At 56.0% G+C, this 17,842-nt stretch carries 9 protein-coding genes; 8 read left to right on the top strand and 1 reads right to left on the bottom strand.

Translation table 11 applies throughout. The annotated features are described in order from the left end of the window. Positions 1 to 7: 7 nt before the first annotated feature. The 3 genes from seqA to V8L73_RS11875 all read left to right on the top strand — a co-directional run bounded on the left by seqA (position 8) and on the right by V8L73_RS11875 (position 14,178). Complete coding sequence (gene seqA, locus V8L73_RS11885; RefSeq protein WP_027272820.1) at positions 8 to 535, top strand: replication initiation negative regulator SeqA; 528 nt, start codon at positions 8 to 10, stop codon at positions 533 to 535. A gap of 22 nt (positions 536 to 557) precedes the next feature. Then, complete coding sequence (gene pgm, locus V8L73_RS11880) at positions 558 to 2,210, top strand: phosphoglucomutase (alpha-D-glucose-1,6-bisphosphate-dependent) (protein ID WP_027272821.1); 1,653 nt, start codon at positions 558 to 560, stop codon at positions 2,208 to 2,210. Between the two features lie 409 nt (positions 2,211 to 2,619). Continuing rightward, positions 2,620 to 14,178: an autotransporter outer membrane beta-barrel domain-containing protein gene (locus tag V8L73_RS11875; protein ID WP_347253081.1), complete on the top strand. Its 11,559-nt coding sequence runs from the start codon at positions 2,620 to 2,622 to the stop codon at positions 14,176 to 14,178. A 45-nt stretch (positions 14,179 to 14,223) separates the two neighbouring features. Here V8L73_RS11875 and V8L73_RS11870 read toward each other — a convergent pair whose 3' ends face one another. After that, a complete protein-coding gene (locus V8L73_RS11870; protein ID WP_027272823.1) occupies positions 14,224 to 14,652 on the bottom strand; it encodes an EamA family transporter in 429 nt (142 codons plus the stop codon). Between the two features lie 191 nt (positions 14,653 to 14,843). Here V8L73_RS11870 and V8L73_RS11865 point away from each other — a divergent pair, with 191 nt between their 5' ends. The 5 genes from V8L73_RS11865 to V8L73_RS11845 all read left to right on the top strand — a co-directional run bounded on the left by V8L73_RS11865 (position 14,844) and on the right by V8L73_RS11845 (position 17,756). Further along, positions 14,844 to 15,017, top strand: a complete 174-nt coding sequence (locus tag V8L73_RS11865; protein ID WP_261832379.1) for a hypothetical protein — start codon at positions 14,844 to 14,846, stop codon at positions 15,015 to 15,017. Continuing rightward, a complete protein-coding gene (locus tag V8L73_RS11860; protein ID WP_347253080.1) occupies positions 15,002 to 15,397 on the top strand; it encodes a hypothetical protein in 396 nt (131 codons plus the stop codon). The genes V8L73_RS11865 and V8L73_RS11860 overlap by 16 nt, the downstream gene beginning before the upstream one ends. Positions 15,398 to 15,496: 99 nt before the next feature. Next, positions 15,497 to 16,255: a Nif3-like dinuclear metal center hexameric protein gene (locus V8L73_RS11855; RefSeq protein ID WP_347253079.1), complete on the top strand. Its 759-nt coding sequence runs from the start codon at positions 15,497 to 15,499 to the stop codon at positions 16,253 to 16,255. Between the two features lie 26 nt (positions 16,256 to 16,281). Beyond that, on the top strand, positions 16,282 to 17,073 hold the full coding sequence (nei, locus tag V8L73_RS11850) for an endonuclease VIII (protein WP_347253078.1): 792 nt from the start codon (positions 16,282 to 16,284) through the stop codon (positions 17,071 to 17,073). 83 nt (positions 17,074 to 17,156) lie between these two features. Then, complete coding sequence (locus V8L73_RS11845; protein WP_347253077.1) at positions 17,157 to 17,756, top strand: hypothetical protein; 600 nt, start codon at positions 17,157 to 17,159, stop codon at positions 17,754 to 17,756. Positions 17,757 to 17,842 lie beyond the last annotated feature (86 nt).

Here is a 17,842-nt window from a genome sequence, read left to right as displayed (position 1 = left end):
GATAAAGATGAAAACTATCGAAGTTGACGAGGCGCTTTATCGTTATATCGCCAGCCACACGTTGCATATTGGCGAGAGCGCGTCTGAAATTTTACGCCGTATGCTTAACCTGCCGCCGGCTGATGGCGACGAAGTACCGATGGCAAACGTCGAAGCGCTGCCAGCGGTTTCCATTGAGCCTCCGGCCTCTCGCGAGAGCGCGTTTCGCCAGCGTCTAGCCGAGTGTCAGGCGGGTGAACAGAAAAAGGCAGTGGACCGCTTTCTCTTGATCTTATCCTCGCTGTACGGTCTCGATAAGTCCGGCTTTGCTGAGGCAACCGAGTCCCTTATGGGAAGAACGCGGGTCTATTTTTCTCTTTCTGAAGCGACGCTTTTGAAAAACGGACGCCACACCAAGCCAAAGAGCATTCCCGATACGCCTTACTGGGTGATTACCAATACTAATACTGAACGCAAGCGTAACATGGTTGAGCATATCATGACGGAAATGCGGTTCCCGGAGACGTTGACCGGGGAAGTTTGTTCAATGATTTAACCTTTTTATCAGGGAGAGTGTTATGGCCAAGCACCCAAGGGCAGGGCAACCCGCCAGACAGAGTGACCTTATCAACGTGCCGCAGCTCATCGCGCAGTATTACGAACTGCAACCTGATTGCGACGATCCGGCCCAGGCCGTTAAGTTTGGCACCTCTGGGCACCGGGGATCGGCTTCACGTCAAAGCTTTAACGAGCTTCATATTTTGGCTATCGCTCAGGCCATCGCCGAAAGTCGAAAGGCGAACGGCATCCAAGGGCCCTGTTTTGTCGGAAAAGACACCCACGGGCTGTCTGAGCCTGCGTTTATTTCGGTGCTGGAAGTGCTGGCGGCTAACGGTGTTGACGTGATTATTCAGCAGAATAACGGTTTTACGCCGACGCCCGCCGTTTCTCACGCCATTCTTTGTCACAACCGAAGCGAGCGCGCCCTGGCCGACGGCATCGTCATTACTCCGTCCCACAATCCGCCGGAAGACGGCGGCATTAAGTATAATCCACCGAACGGCGGCCCGGCGGATACCAACCTGACTCAGTGGATAGAGCAGCGCGCCAATGATTTGATTCGCAGCGGCTTAAGCGACGTTAAGCGCGTTACGCTGGCGGCGGCGAAGAGAAGCGGCCATATTCACGAGAAGGATCTGGTTCAATCCTACGTCGAGCAGCTGCCGCAGGTAGTGGACATGGCGGCAATTCAGAACTCGAACCTTAAGCTGGGCGTCGATCCTTTGGGCGGCGCGGGCATTGAGTACTGGCAGCGTATCGGCGAGCATTACCGCCTTGACTTAACGCTGGTGAACGACGCTGTCGATCCTTCATTTCGATTTATGCATCTCGACCACGACGGCGTGATTCGGATGGACTGCTCTTCCGAATGCGCAATGGCCGGGCTGCTGGCGATAAAAAACGATTTCAGATTGGCGTTTGCCAACGATCCTGACTACGACCGTCACGGCATCGTCACGCCGAAGGGGTTAATGAATCCTAACCACTACCTTGCCGTTTCCATCGACTATCTCTATCAGCATCGCGCCCAGTGGGGCCGCGACGTCGGCGTTGGAAAAACGCTGGTCTCCAGCGCGATGATTGACCGCGTGGTGGCAAATCTGGGGCGTCGTTTAGTAGAAGTGCCCGTCGGCTTCAAATGGTTTGTCGATGGCCTGTTTGACGGCAGCCTCGGCTTCGGCGGGGAAGAGAGCGCAGGGGCTTCGTTCGTGCGCTTTGACGGCACGCCGTGGTCAACGGACAAGGACGGCATCATCATGTGCCTTTTGGCAGCAGAGATGACCGCCGTCACCGGCAAAGATCCGCAGGAGCACTACGAGCTGTTGGCGCAAAAGTTCGGCGCGCCCAGCTATAACCGAATTCAGGCTCCGGCTACTCACGCTCAAAAAGCCGTGTTGTCCAAGCTTTCTCCTGAAATGGTGAAGGCCGATACGCTGGCGGGAGATAAAATTATCGCTCGCCTGACGAATGCGCCCGGCAACGGCGCCTCGATTGGCGGCCTGAAGGTGATGACCGACAACGGCTGGTTCGCCGCGCGCCCTTCGGGGACTGAAGAGGCGTACAAGATCTATTGCGAAAGCTTCCTCGGCGACGCCCATCGCGAAAAGATTGAGCGAGAAGCCGTTGAGATCGTCAGCGACGTGCTGAGCGGCGCAGGCGCAACGTCGTAAAGGTTAATAATTAACCTTTTTTGCGTTTAATAAAACGGTGGTATTGTGAAAAGCCACCGTTTTATTTTTTCTGTTACTTATCGATTTTCTCATACCCACCGTTTTTATCCCCATAAAATAGTTATCTAATTTGATTTTTATTTTTAAGAAAATATTAGCCTATATTTTTCTTATTAAATATTTTTATCTGCATTTTGTGTTTTTTCATTCTTTGGCCTATATTTAATAAGGGTATTTATTTTATTGATTTATAATGATTTATTTTTTAATTTTATTCTGAAATCGCCGTCTTTATTTATTGGTTTCATTTTTTATTCTATTTATTCAGTGCTTACCACCTTTTTAAACGTGGTGAGTGATATTTGGGTGGCGAATTTAAGATATTGTTGTCATGGAGCAAGGGATGTAAATGATGAAAAAACAATACGGCCGTCATAATCACGGTAGTTCTCTTAATCGGTTAACTAAAGCAATCATTATCGCTTTCCCCATGCTGGCAATAGGAATGGGTATCTCTCATGCCGCCGTGCCTTTAAACGCCGGGCAGGACGTTGCCGCAGCAGGACTTTCTCTCGGCAATTACGATTTGCTCCTAAACGGTAACGTGACCTGGAATTCGGTGTTCAACGTTAACAGCGCTGCTAAGTCAAATATCAGCATCGACGGCAACGCGTGTACTATCGTTATTGGTAATTCTAATACGCAGCGATTGCTTAATATCACGCAGGCCGCCACTTCCATCAATATCAATAACGCGGTTATCACATCGGGCAGCTTTACCGGGCCGAGATATGGATTGATTTTGATTAATGCGAATAACGCGACGCTTAACCTCAATTTAGAAAACACCGCGTTTAAAAACATTGGCCCAACGGACAGCGGCACCTACGCCTCTGCCGACTATGGGCCGATTTTAAATACGCGAGGTTCTTCTAATTCCGTGATGAATATCAGCGCTGGTACAGCTGGCGTTCTATTTCAGGGCAACCATGGGTTGGCCGATCAGCCGGGCGCCGTGGGCCTTTACAGCACCAACGCGATGAACTTTACCGGCAAAGTCACCTTTGATAGTAACTGGACCGCCAATTACGGCGGCGCAATCACCGTCTATGAGGCTAACGGCAGCAAGTTAACCTTTGCCGATGAGACGAATTTTATCAATAACCATTCCGCTGTTTTCGGCGGTGCGATTGACTATTGGGGCGGCGCTTCCGACACCAATTTTAACGGCAAGACGCTGTTTCAGGGGAACTACGTTTATGGTTCGCCGAGCACATCAAGCGATTATCCCGCTCACGTGACCGATCAGCACAGCAGGGGGGGCGCTATCAATCTGGGCTATAACGCAGCTGGCGCTAGTGGTCTCAACCTGAATTTTAACGGCGAGACGCAGTTTATCGGTAACTTCGTGGTTGAAGCCAAATCGGCTAAAAATGCCTTGGGTGGTGCGGTTAGTGCCTATGGTAACGGTACCAACCGCTTATATTTTATGAACTTTAACGGACCGACGACCTTCGACGGCAACTACGTCTATTCGACGGCGGCCAACGGTTATGGCTACGGCGGCGCCATTTACTACGACGCCGGTTCTACCGCCAACCTGACGCTGGGCCCCGGCTCCAGGCTTATCAATAACTATGCAAAAACCCTTGGCGGCGCTATCTACTTACAGACGGGTAATATTAATCTTAGCGCCGACGGCGGCGACATTGTTCTGCAAAACAACTATCAAAATGCTTTTTTTACCGATCCCGGCAACGGCTTTTTCAAGCCAGTCAGCGGTACGGGAGATCCTAACGCCGTCTATTTGGGAGGGACAGGAAGCCTGAACCTTTACGCCAGCGAAGGCTACGCCATTCGCTTTTATGACCCGATTGCTTCAGCCGCTTCGGCGTCGATTACGGTAAATAAAACGGGCGACGGCGAGGCGATTTTCTACGGCAACAACGACGCAATCCACAACTCTCTTATTACCACGAACACTACCGTCAGCGCCGGCGCGTTTTCGCTGGTCGACCGCGTCATTTACGGCGATAAAACCAAAGGCGTATTTACCGTCGCCAGCGGCGGTACGGTGAGTGGAAATAACGGCAGCACCCTGCGGGCTAACGTTATCTCGATAAATGGCGGCACGATTGCGGCCAGCGGGGGGATTTTTAACCTTGACGTCGGTAGCGGCGTTACCGTTACCGCAGGCCAGTTCAGCGGCTACGGCGCTATCGCTGCGCCGCTGATTTCTCTTGGTGCCAGCGGCAACATATCCAGAGGCAATGCGGACAGCGGTCAAGAGCTGATCCTTGATGCGGTGTTGACCGGCGCCGGCGGGCTTAACAACGTTGGCGACGGGACGTTGACGCTGACAAAAGTTAACGCCTATACCGGTGCGACGACGGTGAGCGCAGGCACGCTGAAGGCGGGTAATACCAACGTCATTCAGACCAGCAGCGGCTTGACGGTTAACGGCGGCGCGTTTGACCTCAACGGGTTTAATCAAACGGTTAGCAGCCTTGCCGGCCTCGGTGGGCAAGTCATAACAACCGGCGGCAGCCAGCTGACGGTTAACGGTGCGGTGAACACCACCTACGCCGGCGCGATCGTGGGTAACGGCCGGTTGAGCAAGCAGGGAAGCGGCGTTCTGACGCTGACCGGCAGCTCAAGCGTGAACGAGATAGAGGCGCTGGCGGGCGGTTTGACGATCGGCGGCGGCAGCGTTGTCGTACAAAATGCCGCGACCGTCAATAACGGCGCGGCGCTAACGGTCAGCAGCGCAGGCTCGTTAACGGCGGACGCTCTGTCAGTCGGCGCGTCGAGCGGCTCTTCGTCAATGGCGGCCAGCGGCGGATCTGTACTACAAACGAAACAGGTATCGATTGGTAAAAGCGGCGCCAGCGGCACCGTTACGCTCAGCGCCAGCCGTTGGGAAAACGAGGGCGGCAGCTTCATCGTTGGCGATGCTGGCGTCGGTTCGTTGAGCGTTAACACCGGCGCCAATCTTTCTCACGACGGCGTGCTTAACGTGGGCAGCGGCAGCGCTGGGAGCGGTACGCTAACAGTCGACGGCGCGAATACGCTGGTTCAGGTCAGCGATTTGGTTTTAGGCTCGACGGACGGCGCGGTTGGTCAGCTTAGGCTTGCGGGGAGCGCCGTACTACAAACCGAGAGCATGACGCGCCAGAGCAGCGCCAGCAGCGTCGACTTTAGCGGCGGTACGCTGCGGGCTGCTTCGGATAATAATTCTTTTATCGACGGTTTTACCAGCGGCTCTCTGGTGCTGAATTCCGGCGGCGTTACGCTAGACTCTAACGGCTTTACCATCGCGACCAGCAATATTTTCAGCGGCAGCGGAGGGTTAAACAAGGCGGGAGTGGGAACGCTGACGCTGACCGGCCTAAACGCCTATAGCGGATTAACGTACGTTACCGGCGGAACGCTGCGCCAGACGGATTCAGGCGCGCTGGGCAGCGGCAACGTAACGATCGATGCAGGCGCTGAGTTGTTTATCGATACGCCGACCGGCGGAAGCTACGCCTTCAATAAACTACTCTCCGGCAGTGGCCTGCTTCATGTCGATCTCTCCAGCATCACCGATGGTTTCAGCTTCGGTAGCGGCGTCGGCAACGGCTTTAGCGGCGTCGTTCAACTCGGCAATAGCCTGTTTACTCTGGCGGGAACCGGAACCTCGGCGCTGACAAACGCCACGCTTCAGCTGGATGCAGGCAACACCACTGACGTCGGCGCCGGCGTGCAGGCTATCGGTGGCCTGAACCTTAACGGCGGCCTGCTGCGATTTAATAACTTTGCCAGCGGCGGCGTAATTTCCACGCAGACCCTGGCGCTCAATTCAGGCACCGTCGCTATCGACCCTGATGCCATCGTTGACTCAACCGGCAATCTGCTGGTTCAGGATGAAGGTCAAAACGTCTATCTGGTGAACGCCGGTAGCGTATCCGGTTCGGCCAGTAATCTGACGCTAACAAACCTCAGCGGCGGCGAGGTGGCCGATTCCGCCAACGTTATACAAGGCGGCGAGCTGGTGGCTGTTGGTGACTACGGCTTCTCGCTTAATAGCGATAGCGCCGGGCTTTATGCACACTACGCGCTGACTCAGCTCAACCTGCAAAGCGGAAAAACGCTGACGCTGTCCGGTGATACGGCAACGCCGAGCGGCGCAAACGAACTGCATGCGAAACTTATTGGTGACGGCGGCCTGCTGGTTAACGCCACCAATACCATCACGCTTAACAATACCGGCAATATCTATACCGGCTTAACGACCGTTGGCAGCGGTACGCTGGCGCTAGGCGCGAACGGGGCGTTAGGCCAGACTTCCGGCCTTGATATTCAAAGCGGCGCGACGGTTGATTTAAACGGATACTCGCAAACCGTTGGTGGGCTCAGCGGCGCTGGCAGCTTAAACGTCAACGCAGGTCAATTGACGACGGCGGGCAGCGGAACGTTCGGCGGTGTCATCAGCGGAACGGGGGCGCTGACGGTGAGCGGCGGTCTTCTTACCCTGACGGGCGGCAATACGTATAGCGGAAACACCACCGTTGCGTCCGGGGCTACTCTTCAAGTCGGCAACGGCGGAACGTCGGGCAGCTACGTCGGCAATATCTTAAACAATGGCGAAGTGATCTTTAACCGTAGCAATACGTCAAGCTATCTGGCGTCAATCGGCGGCAGCGGGAAAGTTACCAAAAGCGGCAGTGGAGCATTAACCCTGAGCGGCACCAGCGATTATGCCGGAGGCACCACGATTGAATCCGGCCGGATTATCGCAACGCACGGCCAGACGCTGGGCAGCGGCGACGTTGATAACGCCAGCGGCGCGGTGCTGGAGCTCAATTTTGACGCCGATGATACGTTTGACAACGTGCTAAGCGGCGCCGGTGAGTTAATTAAGAGCGGCGATGGTAATGCGACGCTGACGGCGACCGGCTCTTCGCAGGGCATCGTTTCCGTTGAGAGCGGTACGTTAACCGTCGCCCAAAACGTGGCGTTCAACGCAGAAAACGTATACACCGGGGACGACGCGACGCTGGCGCTGTCTTCGGGGGCGACGCTGTCGCTCAGCGATACGCTGACGCAGGGGCCGTCATCAACGTTGGATATCGCTCTGGGCGGTACGACGCCGGTGATTACCGCCAATGAGGCAACGATCGGCGGCACGCTGAAAGTGTCCGGGCTAAGCCTCGGCGCGACGCCTGCAAAGGCCAGCCTGCTGGCTGAGTCTGACGTTACGCTGGTTCATACGACGCAGGGCATCGTCGGCGACTTTGACCAATACGACTTCAGCGGTGCAAGCAGCTCCGTTGACTATCTGAGATTGACAGGGAAACTGGCGAACGGCGCGCTGGACTACAACGTCGGCTTCGGCCTCAACTGGCTGGCAGGGACGACGTTGGGCAACGGAATTTTCACTCTGACCAATGCTGCCGACGTCTTTGAGCTGGACGTCGCGCTGGGCAACCAGAGCGTTTCCGCCACCGGCTGGGACGGCAAGAGCCTGACCAAAGCGGGCAGCGGTCAGCTGATACTGTCTGCCGTCAACGGCTATACCGGCGATACGCGAGTGCAGGGCGGTACGCTTAAAACCACGGTGAATAACGCCTTTGTCAACAGCGCCAATGTTTCAGTGAGCAGCGGCGCAACGCTGAACTTGAACAATACCGCCCAGCAGGCTAACAACCTGTCCGGCGCGGGTGATGTGCAGTTGGGCAGCGGCACGCTGACGGTAAACAGCACCAGCGACAGCACGTTTAGCGGGCAGGTAAACGGCGGCGGTCGACTGATTAAAATCGGCACGGCAGCCCTGACGCTGAGCGGCAATAGCGATTATGCCGGCGGTACGTCTATCAGCGCCGGCAGGCTTATCGCCACCAGCGCCGCGGCGCTCGGCGGCGGCGTGATAAGTAACGGTATGAATGGCACGCTACAGCTGGATTTCTCCGGTAGCGGCATGCTGACTAACTGGCTGATTGGCAGCGGCGCGCTGGTAAAAACCGGTGGGGGCGCCGCAACGCTAACCTCAAGCGGCTCTTCGCAGGGCGCCGTCTCCGTGGACGCGGGAGCGCTGACCTTCGCCCAAAGCGGTGCGTTTAACGCTAACAGCCTGACGACCAAGAGCGGCGCGACGACCGGGATAGCTGCCGATGCGACGCTGGAGCTTGGCGGCAGCCTGGTTCAAAACAGCGGTGCAACGCTGAACGTCGCTATCGGCAGCGCCCAACCGGCGATAGCGGCCGACAGCGCCCAGCTCGCCGGTAGCTTGAATGTCACTGGTTTTAGCGGCAGCGAACCGGCGAGGGCCAGCCAGCTGCTTAACGAAGCCTTTACCGTTATTCATACCACCAACGGCATCACCGGCGATTTTAGCCAGGTTGATTTGGGCGGCGCGAGCAGCCGAGTTGACTATCTGAAGGTGTCCGGTGGGCTGGCTAACGGCGGGCTGGATTACAACGTCGGCTTTGGGCTGACCTGGCTGGCGGGAACGACGTTGGGCAACGGGGTTTTCACCCTGACCAACGCCGCCGACGTCTTTGAGCTGGACGTCGCGCTGAGCAACCAGAGCGTTTCCGCCACCGGCTGGGACGGCAAGAGCCTGACCAAAGCGGGCAGCGGTCAGCTGATACTGTCTGCCGTCAACGGCTATACCGGCGATACGCAGGTACAGGGCGGTATGCTTAAAACCACGGTGAATAACGCCTTTGTCAACAGCGCCAACGTCTCGGTGAGCAGCGGCGCGACGCTGAACCTGAACAATACCGCCCAGCAGGCTAACAACCTGTCCGGCGCGGGGAGCGTGCAGTTGGGCAGCGGCACGCTGACGGTGAACAGCACCAGCGACAGTGCGTTTAGCGGGCAGATCAGCGGCGGCGGTCAAGTGATTAAAACCGGTACGGGCGCCCTGACGCTGAGCGGCAATAACGGCTACAGCGGCGGTACCGCTATTAACGTCGGTAAGCTTATCGCAACTAGCGCATCGGCGCTGGGCGGCGGTTCGGTAAACAACGGCGCGAACGGCACGCTGCAGCTGGACTTCGCCAACGACGGGATGCTTGTCAATCGGCTGAGCGGCACCGGCGCGCTGGTGAAAACCGGCGCGGGCAATGCGGCGTTGACCTCCGCCAACTCCTCGCAGGGGGCGGTTTCGGTCAATGCGGGTTCGTTGACTTTCGCCCAAGGCGGCGCGTTTAACGCCGACAGTTTGACTACTAAGAGCGGCGCGACGACAGCAATAGCTGCCGACGCCACGCTGATTCTAAACGGCGCTCTGACGCAAAACGGCGGCGCAACGCTGAACGTCGCTATCGGCAGCGCTCAGCCGGCCATCGTGGCCGACAGCGCACAGATTGCCGGTACGTTGAACGTCACTGGCTTTAGCGGCAGCGAGCCGGCGAAGGCCAGCCTGCTGCTGGGCGAACTCTTTACCGTGCTTCATACCGCTAACGGCATTACCGGTGACTTCAGCCCGGTAGATTTAGGCGGCGCAAGCAGCCGGGTCGACTACCTGACGATGTCGGGCGGATTGGCCAACGGCGGGCTGGACTACAACGTCGGCTTTGGCCTGACCTGGCTGGCTGGCGCGACGTTGGGCAATGGGAATTTCACGCTGGCCAACGCGACCGACGCTTTCGAGCTGGACGTTGCGCTGAGCGACCAGAGCGCCTCGGCTACCGGCTGGGACGGCAAGAGCCTGACCAAGGCCGGCAGCGGTCAACTGGTGCTGTCCGTGGTTAACGGCTATACCGGCGATACGCGAGTGCAGGGTGGCGAGCTTAAAACTACGGTGAATAACGCCTTTGTCAACAGCGCCAACGTGTTGGTGAACAGCGGTGCGACGCTGAACCTGAACGGCACCGCTCAGCAGGCTAATAACCTGTCCGGCGCGGGCGGCGTACAGCTGGGCAGCGGTGCGCTGACGGTGAACAGTGTCAGTGACAGCACGTTTAGCGGGCAGATAAGCGGCGACGGTCAGCTGATTAAAACCGGTACGGGCGCCCTGACGCTGAGCGGCAATAACGGCTACGCCGGCGGTACCGCCATCAATATCGGCACGCTTATCGCAACTAGCGCATCGGCGCTGGGCGGCGGTTCGGTAAATAACGGGGCGAACGGCACGCTGCAGCTGGATTTCGTCGGTGATGGAACGCTGGCCAACCGGCTGAGCGGCGTCGGCGCACTGGTGAAAACCGGCGCGGGAAGTGCGACCTTGACGTCGACCGGCTCTTCGCAGGGCGCGGTTTCCGCGGAGGCTGGCGCGTTGGCCTTTGCCCAAAGCGGTGCATTTAACGCCGACAGCTTGACCACCAAGAGCGGCGCGACAACCGCAATAGCCGCCGATGCGACGCTGGAGCTGAACGGCAGTCTGTCTCAGCAAAGCGGCTCAACGCTGGAAATGACGCTGGGTTCAGCCCAGCCTGTGATAGCGGCTGACGATGCGTCGTTGGCCGGAGAGTTAAAGATCGTAGGCATTGACTTTAACCTCGGGAACACGCCAACCAAAGCCAGTGAAATGCCCAATACGCGCTTTACGCTTATTCAGACAACGAACGGCATTACCGGCGACTTTGACGCCGTCGATTTGAACGGAGCGGCGAGTAACGTCGACTTCCTGACCGTCGACGCGAGCAAAAGCGCAGACGGCCTGTCTTATCATGCGGGCCTTGGGTTGACCTGGATTGCGGGAAATACGCTGGGACACGGCGTATTTACGCTGGCGGCGCAGGCCGCGTTTGACCTTGACGTTGCGTTAAGCGATCAAGGCGTTTCTGCGACAGGCTGGGACGGTAAAACGATGAATAAGCAGGGCCAAGGTACGCTGACGGTTTCTGCGGCGCAAAACTATACTGGCGATACGCGAGTGAACGGTGGCGTGCTGAAAACGGCGATTGCGGACGCGTTTACTCAAAGCGCCAACGTCATCGTTGCCAATGCCGCTACGCTTAATCTCGACGGCTTTAGCCAGCGTCTCAATAACCTGTCCGGCACCGGTAGCATCCTGTTGGGCAACGGCAACCTGATGGTGAATAGCCTGACGGACAGCGCGTTTAACGGCGCGATTTCCGGCAACGGCCAGTTGGTTAAAACGGGCGCGCAGAACGTTACGCTAACCGGCGTTAACTTCTATAGCGGAGGAACGGCAGTTTCGCAGGGGCGGCTTATCGCGACCCAAAGCCAGTCCATCGGCACCGGAAGCGTTAACAACAATGCCGAACTGGAGCTGGCGTTCAGCGGCAACGGTACAGTGAACAACGCCCTAAGCGGCAGCGGCGCGCTGATTAAGAGCGGATCGGGTACGGCATCGCTGACCGCGTCTGGCTCATCTCAGGGCAGCGTGACGGTAAGAGAGGGTACGCTTGGCTTTAGTGAGAACGGCCTGTTTACTGCGGGGAACTATACGACAAACCTGGGTGCGACAACGTCACTGGCGGCGGATTCAAGGCTGAACGTCAGCGGGTTGTTCGATCACCAAGGGACGCTGGATTTAGTCGCAGGCAATAGCCAGAATGCGATTGACGCCATCAGCGCTGATTTAGGCGTAAATTCCGCCTTTAACCTGTCGGGCTATAGCGCGCCGGAGACGACCAGCGCTGCACAGTTGGCCTATTCGACCTTTACCGTCATCCATACCGCTGCGCCGGGCAACCTGACCGGCGCTTTCCAAACGGTAAATCTCGGCGGGGCGACGAGCCCGGTTGATTACCTGTCCGTCTCGGCGAGCAGCGATACGCAGGACTACCGGATCGGCCTCGGGCTGAACTGGTACGCTGCGCATACCATCACGCCGACCAACGCCCACGGTAACTTTACGCTGACCGGCGCGAACGAGTTCTTCGATCTGGACGTGGTGATGGCGGATGAAACCGCCAACGGCGCGGTCTGGGACGGTAAGAGCCTGACCAAGCTCGGCGACGGCACGCTCAAGCTGTCGAAGGCTAATACCTATACCGGGGAGACGCGTATTGACGGCGGCGCATTGATGGCCGGACATACCGATATTATCGCTCAAAGCGAGCGCCTGACGATTTCTCAGGGCGCCACGCTGGATATGAACGACTTCGATCAGTACGTTAACGCGCTGAACGGGGCCGGTAACGTGAAGCTGGGCAGCGCCAGGTTGACGGTCAATACGCAGGGCAACGACCTGTTTAGCGGCGTCATCAGCGGCAGCGGCGAGCTGGAGAAAGTCGGCGGCGGCCAGCTGCAGTTAACCTCAGACCAAACCTATAGCGGCATGACCACCGTTGCAGACGGTACGCTCCTGTTGGGTAACGGTGGAGAGAAGGGGCTTGTCGATGGCGATATCGATAACGCCGGATTGGTGGTGTTTGACTTCGGCGTTAACCGTATTTATAGCCATGCTATCAATGGGGCTGGCGACGTTATGCAACAGGGCGACGGCATCCTGACGCTGACCCAAAGCCACGGCTACACCGGTAAAACGACGATCGACGCTGGGGGCATCGTGCTGTTGAACAACGCGCAGCTTAGCGGAACCTCAAACGTTGCCGTCGCGAGCGGCGCGATGTTGGGCGGCTACGGCGGCGTTGGCGGTGATGTCGACAACCAGGGGCTTCTGGCCGTGGCTGACGCGGCGCTCAATGATGTTAACGCGGCGTCGGGGACCTTTACCGTCGGCGGCCGTTTAACCAACGGCGGCGAAATTCGTATGGAAAGCGTACGGCCAACCAGCCGACTGGTTGTTAACGGCGACTACGTTGGTAGTAACGGATTACTGACGCTGAGTACCGTTCTGGAAGGAGATAATGCGGATACCGATCGTCTGGTGGTGTTGGGCAATACGTCGGGCGTAACGCGCGTCGTCGTAAATAACGCCGGCGGCGCGGGGGCGCAAACCGTTAACGGGATTGAAGTCATCAGCGTCGGCGGCCAGTCGGACGGGCAGTTTACGCTTACTAACCGCGTCGTGGCCGGAGCCTACGAATACAGCCTGTATCAGGGGTTGCCAAACGCGATGAACGGCAACTGGTATTTACGTTCGCAGGGCGGCAGTTCAGAGCCGCAGTGGCGGCCTGAAATCGGCGGCTACCTCGGCAATCAGTCAATCGTTGGCGTGATGCAGACTCAAACTCTGTTTGACCGTAAGGGAACGCAGTTCAAGAGCGCCAACGACAGCGCCTGGGGACGGATCGTCACCGGTAGTCAGGACAGCAAAGCGGCTGGTCACCATGTCGATATGAATACTGACTATACGCTGATTCAGGTAGGCGGCGATTTGCTGACGCTGAGCCTGGGCGACCAAGGGATCAACGTCGGCGTCATGGCGAGCTATGGCGACGCGCAGACGGATTCCACCGGCAACCGCAGCGCTAACGGCGATCGCTACAAGGCTAACGGCTCCGTCGATGGCTATAGCCTGGGAATGTATGTCACCTGGTTCGCTGACGCGAAAGAAGAGCGGGGCGCCTACGTAGACAGCTGGTTACAACACGGCTGGTACAGCAACAGCGTAAACGGGGAGGGGATGTCCAGCGACAGCTATGATTCTCGCCTGTGGACCGCGTCGCTGGAAAGCGGCTATATCTGGGCAATGAATGAAGACAAGTTCTCCCAGTGGAGCCTGGCGCCGCAGGCGCAGGTCGTCTATAGCCACTATTCTGCCGATTCGCTAACGGACGTCAGCGGTACTGAGATAAGCAACCAGAAAGGCGAGTCCTGGACGGTGCGCGTCGGTAGCCGCGTGATGGGCCGCTTAACCGCCGGTGATTCGCTGTTCCACCCTTACGCTGAGCTTAACTGGCTGTATAACCGACAGCCGGCTTCTGTGGCGTTTGACGGCGAGAATGTCCAGATGAACGCGCCGAAAAACCGTGCGGAAGTGAAGGTTGGCGTGCAGAGCGAGTTTGACAGCCGCTGGAGCACGTGGATTCACTTTGATGCTCAAACGGGTGCAGATGACTACCGCCAGTACAGCGGCGGCATAAGCGTTCGCTACAGCTGGTAGTGCGCGTTAAAAGCGGCGCCTCTCTAAGAGGGCGCCGTTTTTTATTTATCCTAGCGCAACCAGCAGCGCGCCGATGGCAATCATGCCGATGCCTATCCCCGCGTACAGCGACACCTTCTCTCCAAACAAAATAACCGCCAGGATAACGGCGAATACGACGCTGAGCTTATCTATGGGCGCTACTTGGGAAACGGTGCCGTATTTGATGGCCATAAAGTAGAAAAGCCAGGAAAGTGCGCCAGCGACCCCGCTGAGCACAATAAAAAGCAGCGCTTTCCTGTCAGCCATAATGTCATTAATTAGCGAAGTCTTTCCCTGCGCCACTACCACGCCAATGAGAAAGACGGCCATCACCACTGAGCGAACCGCAGTGGCCGTATTGGCATCCAGATGCTGCAGGCCTATCTTGCCGAAAATAGCGACCATTGCCGCGGCCAGGGCAGAAAGCAGCGCGTAAATCAGCCAGGTGCTCATATCTTTCCTTGTACGATCTAATAAATAATAATTGATATTACGACTTATTCTCATTAATGAAAAATTCTTTGGAGGCGTTGCGCACTTTTCTTTTATGGCTCTGGCTGGCTGACCTTTAGATAACTATGTTACTCAAACGGGTAACGTTTAGATAAGCCGCCGACGATAGCGGCAGGGAGAAGAAGGGAACCATGGCGTTAAGTGACGATAGTAGGGAGCCGATGGCGCTGCTTGCCGTTTATCAACAGCTGCATAACGCAACGCTGCTGGCGGCGCTCAGGGGAATGGATGAAGTTAACCGCAGCTATACGGTTAGCCAAAGGGAAGCGCTGGCGACGGAGTATCTGTCATGCCGAGAGCCATAGCGCGTTATTCCCGTCAGGCGCTTGAAGAGAGCGACTATCACTTTTACTACACGCATCAGTTTTTGCGCATGATGTCTGAGGCGGCCAATCGCTCCGACATTACGCGAAGCTGGGTTCGGCGGAAGATTTTATCGGATATTGGCCGCTACCCCTGCCGGGGGCGGCTGCTTCTCAACCGAACGGCGACCAGCAGCGACAATCAGCGCCTAAGGTGGCAGCTGGCTCAGCGCTTTGAGTGCCCGGAGCTTAGAGAGCTGTGCGACGACGGCTGGCTTATTCTTTATCTCAATCGCCTGCCGTCTATTTATCTGTTGGCGCTGATCCCGCTTTCCGTTCCGGGCGCTTCTGGTTTGGAGGAGGTGTGGCAGACGGCAGACTAGGGGTATGCGGCGGTATTTTTTTGTTATACTCGCCTTTCGTTGGTTATACGGCCTGGCCACGGGGCTTGGCCGCTCGCCCCTATTTTTGCAGGAATCGCTATGCTGAATGTTGAACTGGAAACGTTGATTAATGATGAGTTGAAAATTCGCCGCTTTCGCGACTATGCGCCTAACGGGCTACAGGTTCAGGGGCGTTCGGAAATAAAACGCATCGTGACCGGCGTCACCGCCTGTCAGGCTTTGCTTGACGCTGCGGTAGAAAAGGGCGCGGATGCGGTTCTCGTTCACCACGGCTATTTTTGGAAAAACGACGAACCGGTGATTACCGGTATGCTGCACCGTCGCCTGAAAACGCTGATGACGCACGACATCAACCTTTATGGCTACCATTTGCCGCTGGATGCGCATCCAACGATGGGCAACAACGCGCTCTTGGGCAAGTTGCTTGGCATTGAAGACGGAGAGGCGCTGGAACCTGAAGCGTCGGACTGCTTTATCTGGCAGGGCGAATTTTCTACCGATCTGAGCGGCGAAGCGCTGGCCGAACGTATAACAGAACGCCTTGGCCGCACGCCGCTTTACTGCGGCGACGGCGCGCCGAAAAGCATTCGCCGCGTTGCCTGGTGTACCGGCGGCGGGCAGGACTATATAACAACCGCTGCCGAGCGCGGGTTTGACGCCTTTATCACCGGCGAGGTTTCCGAACGGACGATACACGTCGCCAGGGAAATGGGGATTCACTTCTATTCTGCCGGGCACCACGCGACCGAGCGCTATGGAATCAAAGCGCTGGGAGAGTGGCTGGCGCAGCGGCATCAGTTTGACGTGACCTTTGTGGATATTGATAATCCGGTTTAACCGTTTTTATCAATGAGGGAGTCAACATGCCGGAAGGACCTGAAATCCGCCGCGCGGCGGACACGCTGGTTAATGCGATTGAGGGAGATACGTTAACCAACGTATGGTTTGCGTTTCCTGCGCTTAAGCCCTATGAGCACCAGCTCGTAGGGCAGAAGATAGATGAAATCGAAACGCGAGGAAAGGCGCTGCTGACCCACTTCTCTAACGGGTTGAGCATGTATAGCCACAACCAGCTTTACGGCGTCTGGAAGGTAGTGAAGTCCGGCGAGCGCCCGGAAACCAAGCGAGAGCTTCGCGTTGCGCTGGAGTCCAGAAAGCAGGGGATCCTGCTGTACAGCGCGTCTGACATTGAGGTTGCGCCGAGAGACGTTATCCTTCAACACCCCTTTTTGCAGCGCATCGGTCCTGACGTGCTGAATCCTTCTCTAACCTGGCAAAGCGTGCGTGAGCGCCTGCTGTCAAAAGGCTTTCGCCAGCGTCAGCTGGGAGGCATGCTGCTCGATCAGGCTTTTTTGGCCGGATTGGGTAACTATCTCCGGGCCGAAATACTGTGGGATGCGATGCTTCTGCCTTCTCATAAGCCATCGAGTCTGACGGAAGATGCGCTTACGGCATTGGCAAAATCGCTTCTGGCTATTCCCCGGTTGTCTTACCAAACGAGAGGAGAGGCTAACCCGGCGCATCATCACGGCGCGCTGTTTCGGTTTCACGTCTTCGCCAAAGAGGGGCAGCCCTGCGAACGGTGCGGTACGGAGATCGTTAAATGCGCGCTGTCGTCTCGGCCGTTTTTTTATTGCCCCGGTTGCCAGCGTTAGGTCGCCTGTTTATTTAGGTCAACTCGAAATGAAACCAAGGCATACAATAGCTATAGGCGTGAGTGACGGAGGAATCACTAAAATTGGCAAATAATTTTTCATTAAATGATATTAATTTCAGTGGATTCAGCGCATCAGAAAGCTGGGCGGGATATTTTGCGATAAATAAGGGCTTTTCATTTTCATTAATTGAAGAAGCAATATCTTTGTTTGAAGGCTTTTTTAAAGAAAAAGATGAAAACATAATGGTTCTCACCGCCTTATCTTTTGACGACCGGAAAGAAGACAATGAGGAAACCATTAGAAAATATCATTCTCTGTATGAACAAATGAAAGGTAAGCGATTACTCTTGCCAATGACCGAACCTTATGAAGACTATCTTTACGGGGACTCTGTTCTACCCGCCGATTCTCTTAGCATTAGCTTTATCAAAAATGATTTTGTAGAGATGTCAAAATTGATGATGTGTCATGCGGGAGTGATAGGTGAAGTGTGCTTTTATATTAACCCATTATTGAATATCGCCGTATATCCTCATGATGATGTAGGCTTTGGATGTATTGGACTTAACTCAGAAAAAAGTTCGTGCCAGGAGTTTCTACATTATTGTTCTAAAAGTAAGAATTTCAATGTGTTCATAAATAATGGTGAGGGTTTAATCAATATAAATGGTTCTAATTAGGATGTCTGCGTGAAAATACATCATTAACGAATAAAAGCTTAATGATAAAACTATCCGCACCTAGCTTCATATTTTCCTGCGCGATC

It is taken from the genome of Leminorella grimontii (assembly GCF_039789245.1).
Lineage (GTDB): Bacteria > Pseudomonadota > Gammaproteobacteria > Enterobacterales > Enterobacteriaceae > Leminorella > Leminorella grimontii.
Note: the sequence above shows the minus strand (reverse complement) of the source record. Positions and strands in the feature narration are given on the sequence as shown.